The following is a 14,949-nucleotide window of genomic DNA, read 5'->3' on the forward strand; positions in this document are numbered from 1 at the left end:
GTGGGGCAGCGAACCCGCCCCGGCGGGCTGTCATGGCCCCGCCGGGGCGGCGCGGACCACCGCGGCGGCGCGCGCTACAGCACGCCCAGAAAGGCTTCCAGGGCGTCGAGTTCGGCCTGGTCCAGCTGCAGGGGCTGGAGTAGCTCCGAGGTCTGCGGGAACAGCGGGTCGCGCGCCTGCTCGTCGTTGGCCGGCTTGGGCCGCGGCATGCCGGCGTTGTACATGTTGAGCACGCCGCGCAGCGCCGGGAAGCGGCCGTTGTGCATCCACGGACCGGTGTGCGCCACCTGGCGCAGCGTGGGCGTGCGGAAGCGGCCGACGTCGGCGGGTTCGCCGGTCACCGCGTAGCGGCCGAGGTCCTCGTACTTGCGCCCGTACCAGGTCAGCCCGAGGTTGTGGAAGCGCCCGTCGCTGAGCAGGGCGCCGTCGTGGCAGCTCATGCAGCGCGCCTTGGTGCGGAACAGGTGCAGGCCGAGCAGTTCGCGGTCGTCGAGCGCGTCGCGCTGACCGGCCAGGAAGCGGTCGAAGCGCGTTTCGGGCGGCAGCAGTGTGCGCTGGTAGGCCGCCAGCGCGGCGGCGACGCGCGCGAGGCTGACCGCCGGCTGGTCGGCCGTGGCGGGCTCGTCGCCGAAGGCGCGGGCGAAAGCCGCCGGGTAGTCGTCGAGCGCGGCGAGCTTGGCCGGCAGTTCGTCGAGCGGCATCGCCATCTCGTCCGGGTGGGCGATCGGGCCGGTGGCCTGCGCTTCCAGCGTGGGCGCGCGGCCGTCCCAGAACAGTGAGGAGGCATGGCCGGCACCCAGCACGGTGGGTGTGTTGCGCGTGCCCAGCCGGCCCTCGTGGCCGGACGATACCGCCTGGGTGTCGGCGAAGCCGTGGGTGGGGCGGTGGCAGCTGATACAGGCCAGCATGTCGGAGCGCGACAGCCGCGGGTCGTTGAACAGCCGTTCGCCGAGCGCCACCAGCGCGGCCGGCTGGTCGGGTCGTGGGAGTGTCGGCACCGGGGCCATCTCGCGCCAGTCGGGGCGGTCTACGCCCTCGGGGCGCGGCCAGTCGGCGATCTCGCGGTGGTAGGCGGCGCGCAGGCAGGCGGCGTCCCAGCCACCGGCGGTGGCGCACGGCGGCGCGGGGGCTACGGCGTGGGCGCACAGCGCCGCGGACAGGGCGGCGAGGGCGAGCAAGGCTGGGCGGCGGGCGCGCGTGGGGCGGGCCGGGAAGCTCGGTGGGTTCATGTGCAAGGTCATCCGGTCGGGGAGAGGGGCGCCGCCCGGCGGAATGCCGGGCGGGGCGGATCAGAAGCGGTAGCCGAACTCGACCCAGAACTGGCGGCCCTTCTCGTAGACGATGCCGCTGCTGCTGTCCTCGATCTCGTTGGTCCGGTCGAGCACGTTGTCGATCGACAGGGCGACGAAGGCTTCCTGTCCGCTGGCGACCGGGATGGCGTAGTTGATGCGCATGTCCCAGGTGACCGCCGGGCGGAAGGTGGTGAGTTCGTAGTTGTCGGCGACCATGCCGCCGCAGTCGGCAGTGCCCTGGCGGACGAACTTCCGGTAGCTGTCGCGGTAGCGGAACAGGTTGCCGATGGTCAGGCGCTGGGCGGGCAGCTCGGTGATGATGTTCAGGCGCGCGGTGACCGGGCGGTTGTAGTTGTCGGCCGGGCGTTCGTTCCAGGCCATGCAGCTGCCGTCGTAGCGGATCGGTTCCTGCTCCTCGGATTCGGTGACGAGTTCCTCGTAGTCGGCGTGCGAGGTCTGCACGTCGGTGTAGTCGATGCCTAAGGACAGCGTGTTCCAGCTCGGGCCCAGGCGCAGCGGGCGTTCGGTCTCGATGGTGAAGGCGGCGGTGCGCGCCGCGCTGCGGCCTTCGTTGGCGAACACGTTGCCGCCGTCGGGATGCGGGCGGCGGATCACCTGGTCGTGGTCCTCGCGCTTGACGAGCTTCAAGCCCCAGCGCGCACCCAGCCAGCGTTGGCTGAGGGCGACGACCTGTTCGTCGCTGTAGGGCGTCTTCAGGCCGTCGAGGTTCTCGCGGTAGTTGCGCCAGCTGGTGGCCGGGGTGTAGTTCCACTCGCTCAGCACGCCACCGCTCAGGCTGCGCGTGCCGCTGCTCTGTAGCGCAAGCACGTGCTGCTTGGTGTAGTGGCTCATGAAGTTGTGGCTGTAATAGCGGTTTGCGCCCAGCTCGACCCGGGTGGCGTCGTTGCCGAACACGTCCCAGAACAGCGCGGTGCGCGGCGAGACGGTGGACTCCGGGGTGAGATCGTCCTTCTGGTAGCGGGCACCCAGGCGCAGGCGCAGGCGCTCCCATTCGAGCTCGTACTGGCCGAACAGGCTCAGCATGGTGTTGTCGAGCTCGAACTCACCGGCGCTGTAGCGGGTGACGCGATCGAAATACTGGCCGGGCCAGCCGTTCCAGGTCGGGCTCAGCGAGCAGCCCTCGGCGTCGGTGCCGCCGCCCGCGGTGGCGCAGGTGGTGGTCGATGCCGTCCGCAGGTACATCATCGCGTCTTCAAGGCGGTGGAAGGTTCTCTCCTGGCGGGTGAACTCCAGGCCGGTCTGGAAGCTGTGCGTGGTGTTCGCCAGCTGCAGCGGCAGCCAGTCCGCCTTGATCTGGTAGCTCGCGGTGTGCTGGGTCTGCTCGATGTCGCCGTACTGCCCTTCGCCGCTGTTCCAGGCGGTGGCGCTGGAGCGATAGCCCCAGTTCTTGTCGCCCGCCGAATAGCGCCAGTTGCCGTACCAGTTCTGGCCGGCGTCGCGCGAGCTCTCGTACTCGTTCCAGGTCAGGCGGTGGGAGACCAGCACCTTGTCATGCCGGTGGGAGAGCCCGAGGTTGACCCCCTGGCCGCCCTGCTCGATGTCGAACCACGAGTTCTTCGCGTTGTTGATGAAATGGCGGTCGCGCTGCGGCGCGTGGAACACCGAGAGGTCCGCCTTCACCGTCGGCGTCAGGGTCCAGAAGCCGCGCAGGAAGTAGTTCTCGCTGAGGCGCTCCTCGGTCTTCTCGCTGTCGTCGTTGGCGCTGACCCTGCCGCCTGCATAGCCGCGCAGGGGAATCTCCGAGGTCTTGCGCACATAGCTGGCGATCAGCCCGAGGTTCTCGGTCGGGCGGCCCTGCAGGGCGACGCGGTAGGTGCGCTTGTCGAACTCGGGCGCGCTGGTGTCGGAGGTGGATTCCGCATAGGCCTGCTCCTGGGCCTCGTTCAGGTGGTAGCGCATCCAGTCGGAACGCGCGATCTCCATCGACACGCTGCCGCCGAAGCTGCGGGTAGGCTCGCAGGTGTCGGCGGAGATCACCCCGCCGCTGAAGTGACCGAACTCGGCCGGAACGTTGGCGTCGCGCACGGTGATCCTGCACAGCAGGCTGGTGTCGATCGCCAGTCCCTGGCTGGAGGAGGACGGTTGGGCCGCGTTGTTGGGGTTGGTCTGGATCGGGTCCAGGTTGTTGGAGAACGACATGCCGTCGAACAGGAAGGCGTTGTCGTAGGTCTTGGCGCCGTGGATGCTGACTTCGGCCGGCGCGATCTCGCCCTGGCGCCCTGCCTCGTACTGGTTGATGTCGTACTGGATGTTGGGCAGCACGCGCAGTGCGCTGGTGATGTCGCCGTTGCCGGTGGTCAGCGCGTCGAGCCGGCGGCGGTCGATGACGCTGGTGCCGAGCGAGTCGGGGCGGTCGAGCACCTGCACCTCGGGCAGCAGTGCGGCCGGCCGGCCCTGGCGGGCGGCCTCATCCGCATGCACGATCAGCACCAGGCCGTCCTGGATGCGGAAACCCAGGCCGCTGCCGTGGAGCAGGCGTGCAAAACCGTCCGCGAGGCCGTAGCGCCCCTGCAGCCCGGCGCTCTGCCGGCCTTCGAGCAGGGCCGCATCCACCGACAGGGCAACGCCCGCCTCGGCGGCGAAGCGGGTGAGCGTGGAGGACAGTGTGCCGGCGGGGATCGCATAGTCGCGCACCGCAGCCGCCTGGGCGAGGCTTGCCGGGGCATGGATGGTGGCGATGGCGGGGGTGATTGCGGCCAGCGCGCGCGCGAGCCTGCGCACGGCGACGGTCGGTCGGGTAGGGCGGGTCGGTCGGGTCATGGTGGTGAACGTCTTGTTATGGGTGTGAGCGGGTGTTCACCTCCCTTGCCGGGCGAGCCGCGAAAAAGGGAACCGCCCCGGGCGAAAATCGCCGGGCGGAGGGCTCAGCGCGCCTCGATGCGCCAGTGGTGCGCGTCCATCCGGCGGGCACGCACCGGCAGGGCCTGCTGGATGGCCATCATCGTGCGGCCGAAGTCGCTCACCGGCTCGCGCATCGGATACACCCCGACCAGGCGCAGCGTGGCCACCTCGGGAGCAACCTCCAGATGCACCGGCAGGTAGCGCGCGAGCTCGGCGATGAAGTCGTCCAGCCGCCGGTTGTCGGCTACCAGCATTCCGCGGACCCAGCTCTCGCGCGCGGTTTCCGCCGGATCGAAGGGGCCCAGCGCGTGACGAGAGAAGCGCGCCTGCCTGCCGGCGGGAAGCACGCCGACCAGCTTGCCGTCGGTGGCGATCTCTACCGCGCCCTCGAACACGCTGACCTGGGTGGCCTCGGGACTCAGGCGCACCGAGAAGCGCGTGCCGAGCGCGGTAAGGCGGCCGTGCGGGGTGTCGACGACCAGCGGGCGCGGAGGCTGATGGCGGTCCGCTGCGGTGCTGATCAGCAGTTCGCCGGCGCGCAGCGCGATGCGGCGCCACTGCGGGCCGTAGTCGATGTCGGCTGCGCTGGCGGTGTTCAGCCACAGGCGGCCGCCGTCGTCGAGAGCGAGTTCGCGAACCTCGCCGACTGCCGTGCGTTCGCCGGCGGTCCAGGCGGCGACCAGGTCGATCAACCCGCCGGAGGCGAGCAGGGTGTGGCCCAGCCAGCCGCCGAGCAGGGTCACGCCGCAGCCGGCAAGCAGCTTGAGGGCCTGGCGTCGGCCGGACGAGGGGTGCATGGACAGCGCGTGGCGGGCGGCTTCCGGCGAGGACTGCTGGCCGATGCGGGCGAAACGCTCGCTGACCGCTTCGACCCGCGCCCAGGCATGTCGATGTTCGGCGCTGGCCGCCAGCCAGGCCTGCCAGCGCCGGCGTTGAGCTTCGTCGGCACCGTCCTCGCCCAGGGTGGCGAACCACTCGGCTGCCTGCTGCAGCGCGGCCATGCCGGGCTGGTGCTCAGGCGGCATCGGCGGGGCACTCGTCCAGGGCCAGCACGCAGGCGAGCATGGCCTGCGCCATGTACTTCTTCACCATGCGCTCGGACACGCCCAGCCGGGCGCCGATCTCGCGGTAGCCGAGGCCGTCGAGCTGCGCCAGCAGGAAGGCTTCGCGCACCTTGTCGCGCAGCCCGTCGAGCATGGCGTCGATGCGCAGCAGGGCCTCGACCACCAGCGCGCGGGTCTCCGGGGAGGGGGCCTGGGCTTCGGGCAGGTGGGCGACCGCCTCCTGCCAGGCCTGCTCGATGTCGCGCCGCCGCCAGTGATCGATGACCAGGCCGCGGGCGATGGTGGTGAGGTAGGCGCGCGGTTCGTTCAGTCGGCCGAGCGGGCGCCGGCTGCCGAGCAGGCGCAGGAAGGTGTCGTGCGCCAGGTCGGCAGCGTTGTGCGGGCAACCCAGGCGCGTGCGCAGCCAGCCGAGCAGCCAGGGGTGGTGCTGGCGGTAGAGCTCGTCCACCGTGCCGGCCTGCGCGCTCATCCCGGCCCTCTCAGTTGGCGAGGCCGCCTTGCGGCAGCAGCTCCTCGTCGCACAGGGCGCCGAAGGTGTGCCAGTCGCCGATCAGCTTGTCGGCAGTCTCGCGGACGCAGGCGGGCTGGCGCGGATCGTTGCAGAGGATCTGCAGATGGTCGGCGATGGCGTCGGCCACCGCGCTGCTGCGGGTGGCCGGGAAGCGTGACATCAGGTAGAGCACCGCGGACAGCGCCAGCTCCGGCCGGCTGGTGTACTGCGGGCCGTCCGCCGCGCGTTCGTCGTGGACCGCGAGCGCGCCCATCACAGCCGCACCGCGTAGTACTCGACCACGTGCTGGACCTCGATCGGGAAGGGCACTTCCGAGGCATCGGGCACGCGGGTGACGGTGGCGCTGACTGCCTGCTCGTCGAAGTTCAGCCATTCGGGGCGGCTCAGCGCGGGCTCGCCCAGGCATTCCGCGGTGGCGGGAATGCGGCGGCCTTTCTCGGTGAGGGTGATGGTGTCGCCCGGCTTGATGCGGATCGACGGGATGTTCACCGAGCGGCCGTTGAGCAGCACGTGGCGGTGGCACACCAGCTGGCGTGCGGCCACCGTGGTGGGGGCGAAGCCGGCGCGGAAGACGAAGTTGTCCAGGCGGCGCTCGAGCAGTTCGAGCAGCTTGTCGCCGGTCGGCGCCTTGGCGTTCTTGGCCTCGCGGAACAGGCGGCGGATCTGGCCTTCGGTGAGGCCGTAGTTGAAGCGCAGCTTCTGCTTCTCCATCAGGCGCAGGCCGTAGTCGGACTTGCGCTTCTGCTTGGCGCCGTGCTGGCCCGGCGGGTAGTTGCGTTCGTCGGGCGACTTGCGGGACAGGCCGGGCAGCGCGGTGCCGAGTGCGCGCTGGACCTTGAGGCGGGGGCCGGTGTAGCGGGACAAGGGAGGCTCCTGATTGAATGCAAATGATAACGCATCTCATTTTAAGGATCGTGAGCCTGGGGTCAAGCCCTCGTCGAGCCGGCGGGTCGATGCGCGGGCGGGCAGAATTGATCGACATCAAGTGATAATCGTTCGCATTACGGTACCATCGGCGCCATTCTGAACCCCGGGCAAGCCAGCACGACGCCAGCCAGCCTTACCGCCATCTGGAGATCGTGATGAGAATGCGCCCCCTTGCCCTCGCCTGCCTGACGCTGGTCGTGCCGCCCGCGCTTGCGGACACCGCCGACAGCGTGCTCGGCGAAGTCAGCGTGACCGCCAAGGGCTATGCTGCCGACGAGCTGGAAACCCCGGCCGCCACCCTGTCGCTGTCGCGTGACGCGCTGCAGCGCCGCGGCGCCAACAACCTCGGCGAGGCGCTGCGCGGCGAACCCGGCCTGGCGGTCTCCGGCGACAGCGCCCAGGGCCAGAACCCGGTAATCCGCGGGCTGAAGAAAGAGAGCGTGGTGCTGCTGGTCGACGGCATCCGTTTCAACTCGGCGCAGCCGGCCGGGGCGATCGCTTCCTTCATGAGCCTGCCGCTGGCCGAGCGCGTGGAAGTGGTCAAGGGCCCGGCATCGGTGCTGTACGGCAGCGGCGCGCTGGGCGGGGCGATCAACGTGCGCCTGCCGCAGGCGCGCTTCGAACCCGGGGTCGGGCTGGACACCGCGGTGTCCTACGACAGCGCCAGCCGCGGCGTGCGCGCCACCGGCGTGATGAACGCGGCCAACCAGGACCACGCGCTGATGCTCGGCGCCTCGCTCGCGCGCATCGACGACTACGAGGCGCCGGACGGCCGGGTGGACGACACCGGCTACGACTCCGACAGCTTCATCGGCCAGTACCGCTTCCGCATCGACGCGGCCAACGAGCTGCGTGTGTCGCTGCAGCAGCATACCGACGAGGACATCTGGTATCCCGGCTCCACCAAGCCCCATCCGCACGCCCAGATCAGCGAAACCACGGTGCATTCGCCGGAGCAGAAGCGCGTCCTGTTCGAGGCCGGCTACAGCCACAAGGGATCGGGCGAGTCGCCGGTGAACCTCGACCTGCGCGTCTACCGCCAGGAGATGGAGCGCCGCATCTACTCGCGCGCCTACAGTGCCGCGGGCGACGACATCGGCGACATCGCCCGCACCCATGTCAGCTTCGTCACCGACGGCGTGGACGCGCGCGCCGACTGGCTGGCCCATCCGCAGCACCTGCTGTCCTTCGGCGTCAATGCCTGGCGCATGGAGGCCTCGCCCGAGCGCCTGATGCGCACCGCGCCGCCCAACCCGGCCGCAGCCTATGTGCGCAACGACCCCTTCGACGACGGCCGCATCGAGGCGCTGGGCGTCTATCTGCAGGACGACATGCGCTTCGGCCAGCTCGGCGTGCTGGCCGGCCTGCGCCACGATACGGTGAAGGGCGACGCCGACGCGGTGGGCAATCCGCCGGTCACCGAGAACCTGTCGCGCCGCGACCGCATGTGGTCCGGCTCGCTGGCGGCGATCTACGAAGTGAGCCCGCTGCTGCGCCCCTACGCCAACCTGTCGCGCGGGGTGCGCGCCGGCGAGATGCGCGAGCGCTTCGAGTCCTCGCCGCGCGGCGACGGCTACTTCTACGTCGGCAACCCGCAGATCAAGCCGGAAACCGCCACCCAGATCGAGCTCGGCCTGAAGGGCGCGAACAGCCGCTTCGACTACAGCGTGGCGGTGTACCGCACCCGCATCGACGACTACATCACCGGGCGCATCACCGGTGCGATGCAGAGCGGCCTGCCGGTCAAGCAGACCGAGAACATCGGCAAGGTCACCCTCAAGGGCCTGGAAGCCCGCGGGCGCTGGCAGTTCGTCGACGGCCACTGGGCGAGCGCCGGGCTGTCCATGGTGCGCGGCACCAATGAGGAACTCGACGAACCGCTGTTCCAGATGCCGGCCGACGAGCTCTCCCTGGGCTGGGAAGGCCGGGTGACGCAGGAATGGACCCTGGACACCACCCTGCGCCTGGTGCGCCGCCAGTACCGCGTGGCCACCGTGTTCGCCCGCGGCAGCGAGAACGAGACCGCCGGCTTCGCCACCGCCGACCTCGGCGCCACCTGGCGGCGCGGCGCGCACAGCGTACGCGTGGCGGTGAAGAACTTGGCCGACAAGGCCTACCACGAACACCTCACCGAAGGCGTGTCCGGCGCCGAGATCCAGGCGCCCGGGCGCAGCCTGGTCGTGAGCTGGAACGGGAAGTTCTGAGCATGAATGCCGTCTTGCGCCGGATTCTGGCGATCGCGGGCAAGCCCGCTCCTACACACCGAGCGGTACCGGTAGGAGCGGGCTTGCCCGCGATGCGGCCTTTCAGCCTCTGCCTGCTGCTGCTGGCCGCGCTGCTCGCGCCGCTTTCCGCGCAGGCCGAAAAACTCCCCCGCCTGGTGCTCGCCGGCCCGGCCGCAGCGGTGTCCTTCCCGCTGATCCGCATGGCCGAATCCGGCGCGCTGGCGGACATTGCCGACGAGGTGGACTTCGTCCTCTGGCGCGACCCCGACCAGCTGCGCGTGATGGCGCTGGAAGGGCGCGCCGACGTGCTCGCCATGCCCACCAACGTGGCGGCCAACCTGTACAACCGCGGCGCGCAGCTGAAGCTCGCCAACGTGTCCACCTGGGGCATCCTGTGGCTGGTGTCGCGCTCGGCGGAGTTGAAGACCCTGGCCGACCTGAAGGGCGAGGAGATCGCCATGCCCTTCCGCGCCGACATGCCGGACATCGTTTTCGGCGTGGTGGCCGAGCGCCAGGGCCTTGATCCGCGCAAGGATTTCCGCCTGCGCTACGTGGCCACCCCGATGGACGCCATGCAGCTGCTGATCGCGCGCCGCGTGGATCACGCCCTGCTGGCCGAGCCGGCGGTGTCGATGGCGCTGCGCAAGACCAAGTCCTTCCCGGTCGGCCTGATCGCCCCGGAACTGCACCGCAGCATCGACCTGCAGGCCGAGTGGGGGCGCGTGCTGCAGCGCTCCGCACGCATGCCGCAGGCCGGCATCGCGGTGGTCGGCGCGCGCGCGCAGGACGCCGCCTTCGTCGCGCGCATCCACGCCGCCTACGATGCGGCGCTGCGCGAATGCATCGCCGATCGCGAAGCCTGCGCACGCAGCGTGGCGGCGCGCGTCGAGCTGCTGAGCGCCGAGGCGGTGATGGATGCGCTGGCGGTCAGCCCGCTGGAAGCGTTGCCGGCTGCGGGCGCGCGCGCCGAGCTGGAGTTCTTCTACGGCGTGCTGGCCGAGCGCAATCCGGCGCTGGTCGGCGGCCGCCTGCCGGACGACGGCTTCTACGCCGGAGCGGGCAGATGAACGCGGCGGCGCGCTGGCTGGCCGGCCTGCCGGCCTACCTGTGGAGCGGCTGGGGCGCGCTGGCCTCGCTGCTGCTCTGCCTCGCGCTGTGGGAGTGGGCCGCCGGCTTCTACGGCGAGCTGATCCTGCCCGACCCGCGCACCGCCTTTGCCACCCTGGCCGGGCTGCTCGCCGACGGCAGCGCCTGGCCGGAGCTGCTGGTCACCGCGCGCCGCGCGCTCATCGGTTTCGCGCTGGCGCTCACCGCCGGCAGCGCGATGGGCCTGCTCGCCGGCCTGTCGATGACCGCGGCGATGATGTCGCGCCCGGTGGTCACCGTGCTGATCGGCACCCCGCCCATCGCCTGGCTGGTGCTCGCCCTGTTGTGGTTCGGCGCCGGCGACGGCACCCCGGTATTCACCGTGTTCGTCGCCGCCTTCCCGGTGATCTTCGTCGGCGCGCTGCAGGGCGCGCGCACCGTGGACGGCCAACTCGCCGAGCTCGCCGCCGCCTATCGCCTGCCGCCGCTGATGCGCCTGACCGACGTCTATCTGCCGCATGTGCTGTCCTATCTCTTTCCCGCCTGGATCACCGCGCTCGGCATCGCCTGGAAGGTGGTGGTGATGGCCGAGCTGCTCGCCACCAGCGACGGCGTGGGCGCCGCGCTGGCGGTGACCCGCTCGCATCTGGACACCGCCGCCACGCTGGCCTGGATTCTTGCCGTGGTCGGCCTGCTGCTGGCGGTGGAATACCTGCTGCTCGAACCCATCAAGCGCGAGGTCGAGCGCTGGCGGACCGCAAGATGACGATCCCGAAACGCCTCCAGGCCCAGGGCCTGGGCCACGCCTACGCGCTGCGCACCGTGCTCGCCGGCATCGACTTCGAGCTGCCCGTCGGGCAGGTCGCCGCCCTGGTCGGTCCCTCCGGCTGCGGCAAGACCACCCTGCTGCACCTGGTCGCCGGCCTGCTGGCAGTGCGCGAGGGGCGGCTGGCGTCGGACTTCGCCGCGCCCGCCGCGGTGTTCCAGCAGCCGCGCCTGCTGCCCTGGAACCGTGCGCTGGACAACATTGCCCTGGGCCTCAAGGCGCGCGGCGTGGTGCGGCGCGAGCGCGAACGGCGCGCCTTCGAGCTCGGCCTGCGGGTGGGGCTGGCGGCCGACGACCTGGAGAAGTACCCGCACCAGCTCTCCGGCGGCATGCAGAGCCGGGTGGCGCTGGCGCGCGCGCTGGTCATGGAGCCCGACCTGCTGCTGCTCGACGAACCCTTCTCGGCGCTCGACATCGGCCTCAAGGCCGAACTCTACGCCCTGCTCGCCGAGCATCTGGCCGGACGCGAGATGGCGGTGCTGATGATCACCCACGACCTGATGGAAGCGGTGCGCCTCTCAGACCAGCTGCTGGTGATGGCGCCCGATCCGGGGCGCATCGTCGCGCGCTTCGACCTTGCCCGTCCCGCGCTCGCGCGCGATGACGCCTTCGTCTACCAGCACACCGCCGAGCTGCTGCAGCACGCCACGGTGCGCGCGAGCTTCGGCCTGCCGGCGCTGGGCACCGCGGCGGGCGCGCCGCAAGCCGAGGCGACCTGCCAGGCCGGCGGCGGGCTGCGCCTGGTGGCCTCCGGCGGGGCGCCGGCCGCGCGCAGGGGGCTGCAATGCTGAGCGGCGGCCTGCGTGCCCGCCTCGATGCGTTGCTGCTGTGCGGCTTCCGCCCCTTCTTCCTGTTCACCTCGGCCTGGAGCGCGCTGGCGTTTGCCGCCTGGCTGGCCGCGCTGGGCGGCGCGCTGGCCCTGCCCACGGTGGCCGGCGGCGCGCTCGCCTGGCATGCGCACGAGATGGCGCTGGGTTTCGGCGGCGCGGCGCTGCTCGGCTTCCTGCTCACCGCGCTGCCCGAGTTCACCGCCAGCGCGGCGGTGCCGCGCCGCCAGGTCGCCATGCTGGCGCTGCTGTGGCTGGGCGCGCGTGCCGGCTTCGTGCTGGGCGGGGCGCCCGGGCAGTGGCTCGCCGCAGTGGCCGAATGCGCGCTGCTCGCCGGCGCGCTGGCGATGGCCGCGCCGCGCCTGTGGCGCGACCCGGCACGCCGCCATCTGGCCTTCCTGTGGGGACTGGCGGCCCTGCTGGCATGCACCGTGGGCTACCACGCCGCCGCGCTGGGCGGCGGCCAGCAGCTCGCCTGGCTCAACGCGGCGGTCGGGGTGATGATGGTGTTCATCGTGCTGGCGCTGTCGCGCATCTCCATGCGGGTGGTCAACGGCGCACTCGAAGAACGTGGCGAGACTGCGGTGGAATACCTCGCCCGCCCGCCGCGGCGCAATCTGGCGATGTTCTGCATCGCGCTGTACACCGTGGTCGAACTGCTCGCGCCGCTGGCCCCGGTCTCGGGCTGGATCGCCCTGGCCGCGGCGGCCGCGCTGTTCAACCTGACCAATGACTGGCACCTCGGGCGGGTGCTGTTCAGCCGCTGGGTGTTCATGCTCTACCTAGTGTACTGGCTGATGGCGGCCGGCTACCTGCTGCTCGGCCTCGCGCTGCTGGGCGTGCCGCTGTCGCCCTCGGCCGGGCGCCACTTGCTGATGGCGGGTGGCATGGGCCTGTCCATCTTCGTGGTGATGAACATCGCCGGGCGCATCCATGCCGGGGTGCCGCTGGAGCGCGGCCTGCGGGTGCCGCTGGGCGCCGGGCTGATCGTCGGCGCGGCGCTGCTGCGCGCAGGCTACGGCTTCGCCCCGCTCCTCCTGCTCGGCGCCGCCGGCGGGCTGTGGGTCGCCGCCTTCGCCTGGCAGTTCGCCGCGGCCTGGCCTGTGCTCAGCCGCCCGCGCGGCGATGGGCAGTCGGCTTGCGCCGGGCTGCGCGAGGATATCGCCAATCCTGTGGCGTAAACGCCGCAGCGCAGCAATTCCTGTTTGCAAATGATACTGACTCTTATTAGTATTCCTCTGCGCGGATATCCCTGTTGAGGTAGTGGTTTCCGCCCTGCCCGCCGGGGAGGCCGGCTCGTCCACCTGAAAACCACAATATTCCGAGGTTCAACATGCAAGACCTGCGTAGCCGTCTGATTCCGCTGTTCGCCACCGCGCTGCTGGGCGCCAGCGGCCTGGCCCATGCCGAGCGCCCGCTCAACGTCGACGATGCCGGCACCCTGGACAAGGGTGGCGCCAAGCTGGAGGCCGGCTGGTCCAAGGACGACGAGGCGCGCGGCTTCGAGGCCGCCGCCGGCTTCGGGCCGATCGACAACGTGGAAATGGAGATCGGCTTCGCCCGTACCCGCGACCACGCCTCCTCGCCCACCGACACCATCAACGGCCACGGGCTGGCGATCAAGTGGGTGCCGCTGCAGTCCGAGACCGGCCTTTCGGCCGGCCTGAAGTACGAATACGGCCGCGACCGCCTGGACGGCGTGTCCACCCGCGTGCATGCGCTCAGCGGCCTGGCGACCTGGACTTTCGAGGGCGGGCAGATGGTGCACCTGAACCTCGGCCGCGAGATCACCCGCGAGCGCGGCGAGAGCGAAGGCGTGAACACCTGGGGCGTGGCGCTGGACCTGCCGCTCACCGAGCAGCTGAACTTCGTGGTCGAAACCTTCGGCGCCGAACACAGCCGCCCGGACCGCGCGCTCGGCCTGCGCTACGAGATCGTCGACGGCCTGAAGGTGTCTGCGGCAGTCGGGCGCGGCAACGACCGCAGCTTTGCCAACGCGGGCATCGCCTGGGAGTTCTGATTTGCCGGCGCCGCTCCCGCACGCGACCGGGCGGCACGCCGCCCGGTCGTCCTGTTGACCGACAACCTACAAGGAAGATGACCCCGATGCGACTGATCACCCTGGTTTCCGCGCTTGCCGCGCTGCAGTTCTCCACCGTCACGCTGGCCGCCGAGCCGGTGAGCGCGCCGCGCGTGCTCGCCCACTACGGTGAGCTGGTGCATGCCAGCTACGCCGACGCCCACGCCGGCGCCCTGGCCCTGCAGAAGGCGGTGGACGCTTTCGTCGCTGCGCCGTCCGAGGCCGGCCTGCAGGCCGCCCGCAAGGCCTGGCTGGAAGCGCGCGAATGGTACGGCCAGACCGAGGCCTTCCGCTTCTACGGCGGCCCGATCGACGGTGAGGACGGCCCGGAAGGCCAGATCAACGCCTGGCCGATGGACGAGGCTTATGTAGATTTCGTCAATGGCGCGGCCGAGGCCGGCATCATCGCCGACCGTTCGGTGAGCATCGACATGGACACCCTGGCCGGCCTGAACGAGAAGGACGGCGAGGAGAACATCTCCACCGGCTGGCACGCCATCGAGTTCATGCTGTGGGGCCAGGATCTCTACGAGGACAGCCCGGGCCGTCGTGCCTACACCGATTTCGTCGACGGCCAGGCGCCCAACGCCGACCGTCGCCGCGACTACCTGAAGGTCACCACCGAGCTGCTGGTCAAGGACCTCGCCGGCCTGGTGGACGCCTGGGCGCCGAATGCCGACAACTACCGCAAGAGTTTCGCGGCCGACGAGGGCAATCTCGCCAGGGTGATCTCGGCGATCGGCATCCTGTCGCGCGGTGAGCTGGCCGGCGAGCGCATCGAGGTGGCGCTCGACTCGCAGAACCAGGAAGACGAGCACTCGTGCTTCTCGGACAACACCCACCGCGACATCGTCGCCAACGCCGCCGGCATCCGCAACGTGTGGCGCGGCCAGTACACCCGTGCCGACGGCAGCGTGCTCAAGGGCCCGGGCGTGCGCGACCTGGTGGCGGCGAAGAACAAGGCGCTGGCCACCCGCGTGGATAGCCAGATCGACGGCTCGGTGAAGGCGGCGGAGGCGATTCCCGCGCCCTTCGACCGCGCGATCCTCGCCGGCAATCCGGGCCGCGCCAAGGTCGAGGCCACCGTGGTGGCGCTGAAGAAGCAGACCGAAGGCCTGGTCGAAGCCGCGGCCGCGCTCGGCATCAAGCGCCTGAACACCGCGCTGCCGGAGTAAACGGCCGTTCGTGAATGCGCGGCGGGTGGGCCGGTGCCCGCCTGCCGCGCAGCATCCCCTCCGCCCTGCCATTG

13 protein-coding genes are annotated in these 14,949 nt (G+C 70.8%); 7 read left to right on the forward strand and 6 right to left on the reverse strand.

Annotation, left to right across the window (positions count from 1 at the left end; genetic code table 11):
- Positions 1–74 precede the first annotated feature (74 nt).
- The 6 genes from IAI53_RS14165 to rpsD form a co-directional block, all read right to left on the reverse strand.
- Positions 75–1,229, reverse strand: a complete 1,155-nt coding sequence (locus tag IAI53_RS14165; RefSeq protein WP_187718818.1) for a cytochrome-c peroxidase — start codon at positions 1,227–1,229, stop codon at positions 75–77.
- Positions 1,230–1,289: 60 nt separating this feature from the next.
- Positions 1,290–4,073: a TonB-dependent receptor gene (locus IAI53_RS14170; RefSeq protein ID WP_187718819.1), complete on the reverse strand. Its 2,784-nt coding sequence runs from the start codon at positions 4,071–4,073 to the stop codon at positions 1,290–1,292.
- 104 nt (positions 4,074–4,177) lie between these two features.
- Entirely contained in the window at positions 4,178–5,179 is a 1,002-nt protein-coding gene (locus IAI53_RS14175) for a FecR domain-containing protein (protein ID WP_187718820.1), read from the reverse strand.
- On the reverse strand, positions 5,169–5,687 hold the full coding sequence (locus IAI53_RS14180; RefSeq protein ID WP_187718821.1) for a sigma-70 family RNA polymerase sigma factor: 519 nt from the start codon (positions 5,685–5,687) through the stop codon (positions 5,169–5,171). The genes IAI53_RS14175 and IAI53_RS14180 overlap by 11 nt, the downstream gene beginning before the upstream one ends.
- A 10-nt stretch (positions 5,688–5,697) precedes the next feature.
- Positions 5,698–5,982, reverse strand: coding sequence for a hypothetical protein (locus tag IAI53_RS14185; protein WP_187718822.1), 285 nt, complete (start codon positions 5,980–5,982; stop codon positions 5,698–5,700).
- Positions 5,982–6,593 carry a 30S ribosomal protein S4 gene (gene rpsD, locus IAI53_RS14190; protein WP_187718823.1) on the reverse strand — a complete coding sequence of 204 codons (612 nt, stop codon included), beginning with the start codon at positions 6,591–6,593 and terminating at the stop codon, positions 5,982–5,984. The genes IAI53_RS14185 and rpsD overlap by 1 nt, the downstream gene beginning before the upstream one ends.
- 218 nt (positions 6,594–6,811) lie before the next feature.
- Here rpsD and IAI53_RS14195 point away from each other — a divergent pair, with 218 nt between their 5' ends.
- From IAI53_RS14195 to IAI53_RS14225, 7 genes are all read left to right on the forward strand, one after another.
- Positions 6,812–8,860 (forward strand): TonB-dependent receptor, encoded by a 2,049-nt coding sequence (locus IAI53_RS14195; protein WP_187718824.1) that lies wholly within the window; start codon positions 6,812–6,814, stop codon positions 8,858–8,860.
- 92 nt (positions 8,861–8,952) lie between these two features.
- The gene (locus tag IAI53_RS14200) at positions 8,953–9,948 is read left to right on the forward strand and encodes an ABC transporter substrate-binding protein (protein WP_187718825.1); all 996 of its coding nucleotides are present in this window, start codon (positions 8,953–8,955) and stop codon (positions 9,946–9,948) included.
- Positions 9,945–10,733: an ABC transporter permease gene (locus IAI53_RS14205; RefSeq protein WP_187718826.1), complete on the forward strand. Its 789-nt coding sequence runs from the start codon at positions 9,945–9,947 to the stop codon at positions 10,731–10,733. Before IAI53_RS14200 ends, IAI53_RS14205 begins: the two co-directional genes overlap by 4 nt.
- Entirely contained in the window at positions 10,730–11,584 is an 855-nt protein-coding gene (locus IAI53_RS14210) for an ABC transporter ATP-binding protein (protein ID WP_187718827.1), read from the forward strand. The genes IAI53_RS14205 and IAI53_RS14210 overlap by 4 nt, the downstream gene beginning before the upstream one ends.
- Positions 11,578–12,801: an NnrS family protein gene (locus tag IAI53_RS14215; protein ID WP_187718828.1), complete on the forward strand. Its 1,224-nt coding sequence runs from the start codon at positions 11,578–11,580 to the stop codon at positions 12,799–12,801. The genes IAI53_RS14210 and IAI53_RS14215 overlap by 7 nt, the downstream gene beginning before the upstream one ends.
- 152 nt (positions 12,802–12,953) lie before the next feature.
- Entirely contained in the window at positions 12,954–13,640 is a 687-nt protein-coding gene (locus tag IAI53_RS14220) for a PA4824 family protein (RefSeq protein WP_187718829.1), read from the forward strand.
- An 86-nt stretch (positions 13,641–13,726) separates the two neighbouring features.
- The gene (locus tag IAI53_RS14225; protein ID WP_187718830.1) at positions 13,727–14,875 is read left to right on the forward strand and encodes an imelysin family protein; all 1,149 of its coding nucleotides are present in this window, start codon (positions 13,727–13,729) and stop codon (positions 14,873–14,875) included.
- Positions 14,876–14,949: the final 74 nt, after the last annotated feature.

Source organism: Thauera sedimentorum (assembly GCF_014489115.1).
In the GTDB taxonomy this organism is placed as follows: Bacteria; Pseudomonadota; Gammaproteobacteria; order Burkholderiales; family Rhodocyclaceae; genus Pseudothauera; species Pseudothauera sedimentorum.

Coding starts and splice junctions, on each gene's coding strand:
- IAI53_RS14165 (WP_187718818.1), bottom strand. CDS start 1,229: ATGAACCCACCGAGCTTCCCGGCCCGCCCCACGCGCGCCCGCCGCCCA.
- IAI53_RS14170 (WP_187718819.1), bottom strand. CDS start 4,073: ATGACCCGACCGACCCGCCCTACCCGACCGACCGTCGCCGTGCGCAGG.
- IAI53_RS14175 (WP_187718820.1), bottom strand. CDS start 5,179: ATGCCGCCTGAGCACCAGCCCGGCATGGCCGCGCTGCAGCAGGCAGCC.
- IAI53_RS14180 (WP_187718821.1), bottom strand. CDS start 5,687: ATGAGCGCGCAGGCCGGCACGGTGGACGAGCTCTACCGCCAGCACCAC.
- IAI53_RS14185 (WP_187718822.1), bottom strand. CDS start 5,982: ATGGGCGCGCTCGCGGTCCACGACGAACGCGCGGCGGACGGCCCGCAG.
- IAI53_RS14195 (WP_187718824.1), top strand. CDS start 6,812: ATGAGAATGCGCCCCCTTGCCCTCGCCTGCCTGACGCTGGTCGTGCCG.
- IAI53_RS14200 (WP_187718825.1), top strand. CDS start 8,953: ATGCGGCCTTTCAGCCTCTGCCTGCTGCTGCTGGCCGCGCTGCTCGCG.
- IAI53_RS14205 (WP_187718826.1), top strand. CDS start 9,945: ATGAACGCGGCGGCGCGCTGGCTGGCCGGCCTGCCGGCCTACCTGTGG.
- IAI53_RS14210 (WP_187718827.1), top strand. CDS start 10,730: ATGACGATCCCGAAACGCCTCCAGGCCCAGGGCCTGGGCCACGCCTAC.
- IAI53_RS14215 (WP_187718828.1), top strand. CDS start 11,578: ATGCTGAGCGGCGGCCTGCGTGCCCGCCTCGATGCGTTGCTGCTGTGC.
- IAI53_RS14220 (WP_187718829.1), top strand. CDS start 12,954: ATGCAAGACCTGCGTAGCCGTCTGATTCCGCTGTTCGCCACCGCGCTG.
- IAI53_RS14225 (WP_187718830.1), top strand. CDS start 13,727: ATGCGACTGATCACCCTGGTTTCCGCGCTTGCCGCGCTGCAGTTCTCC.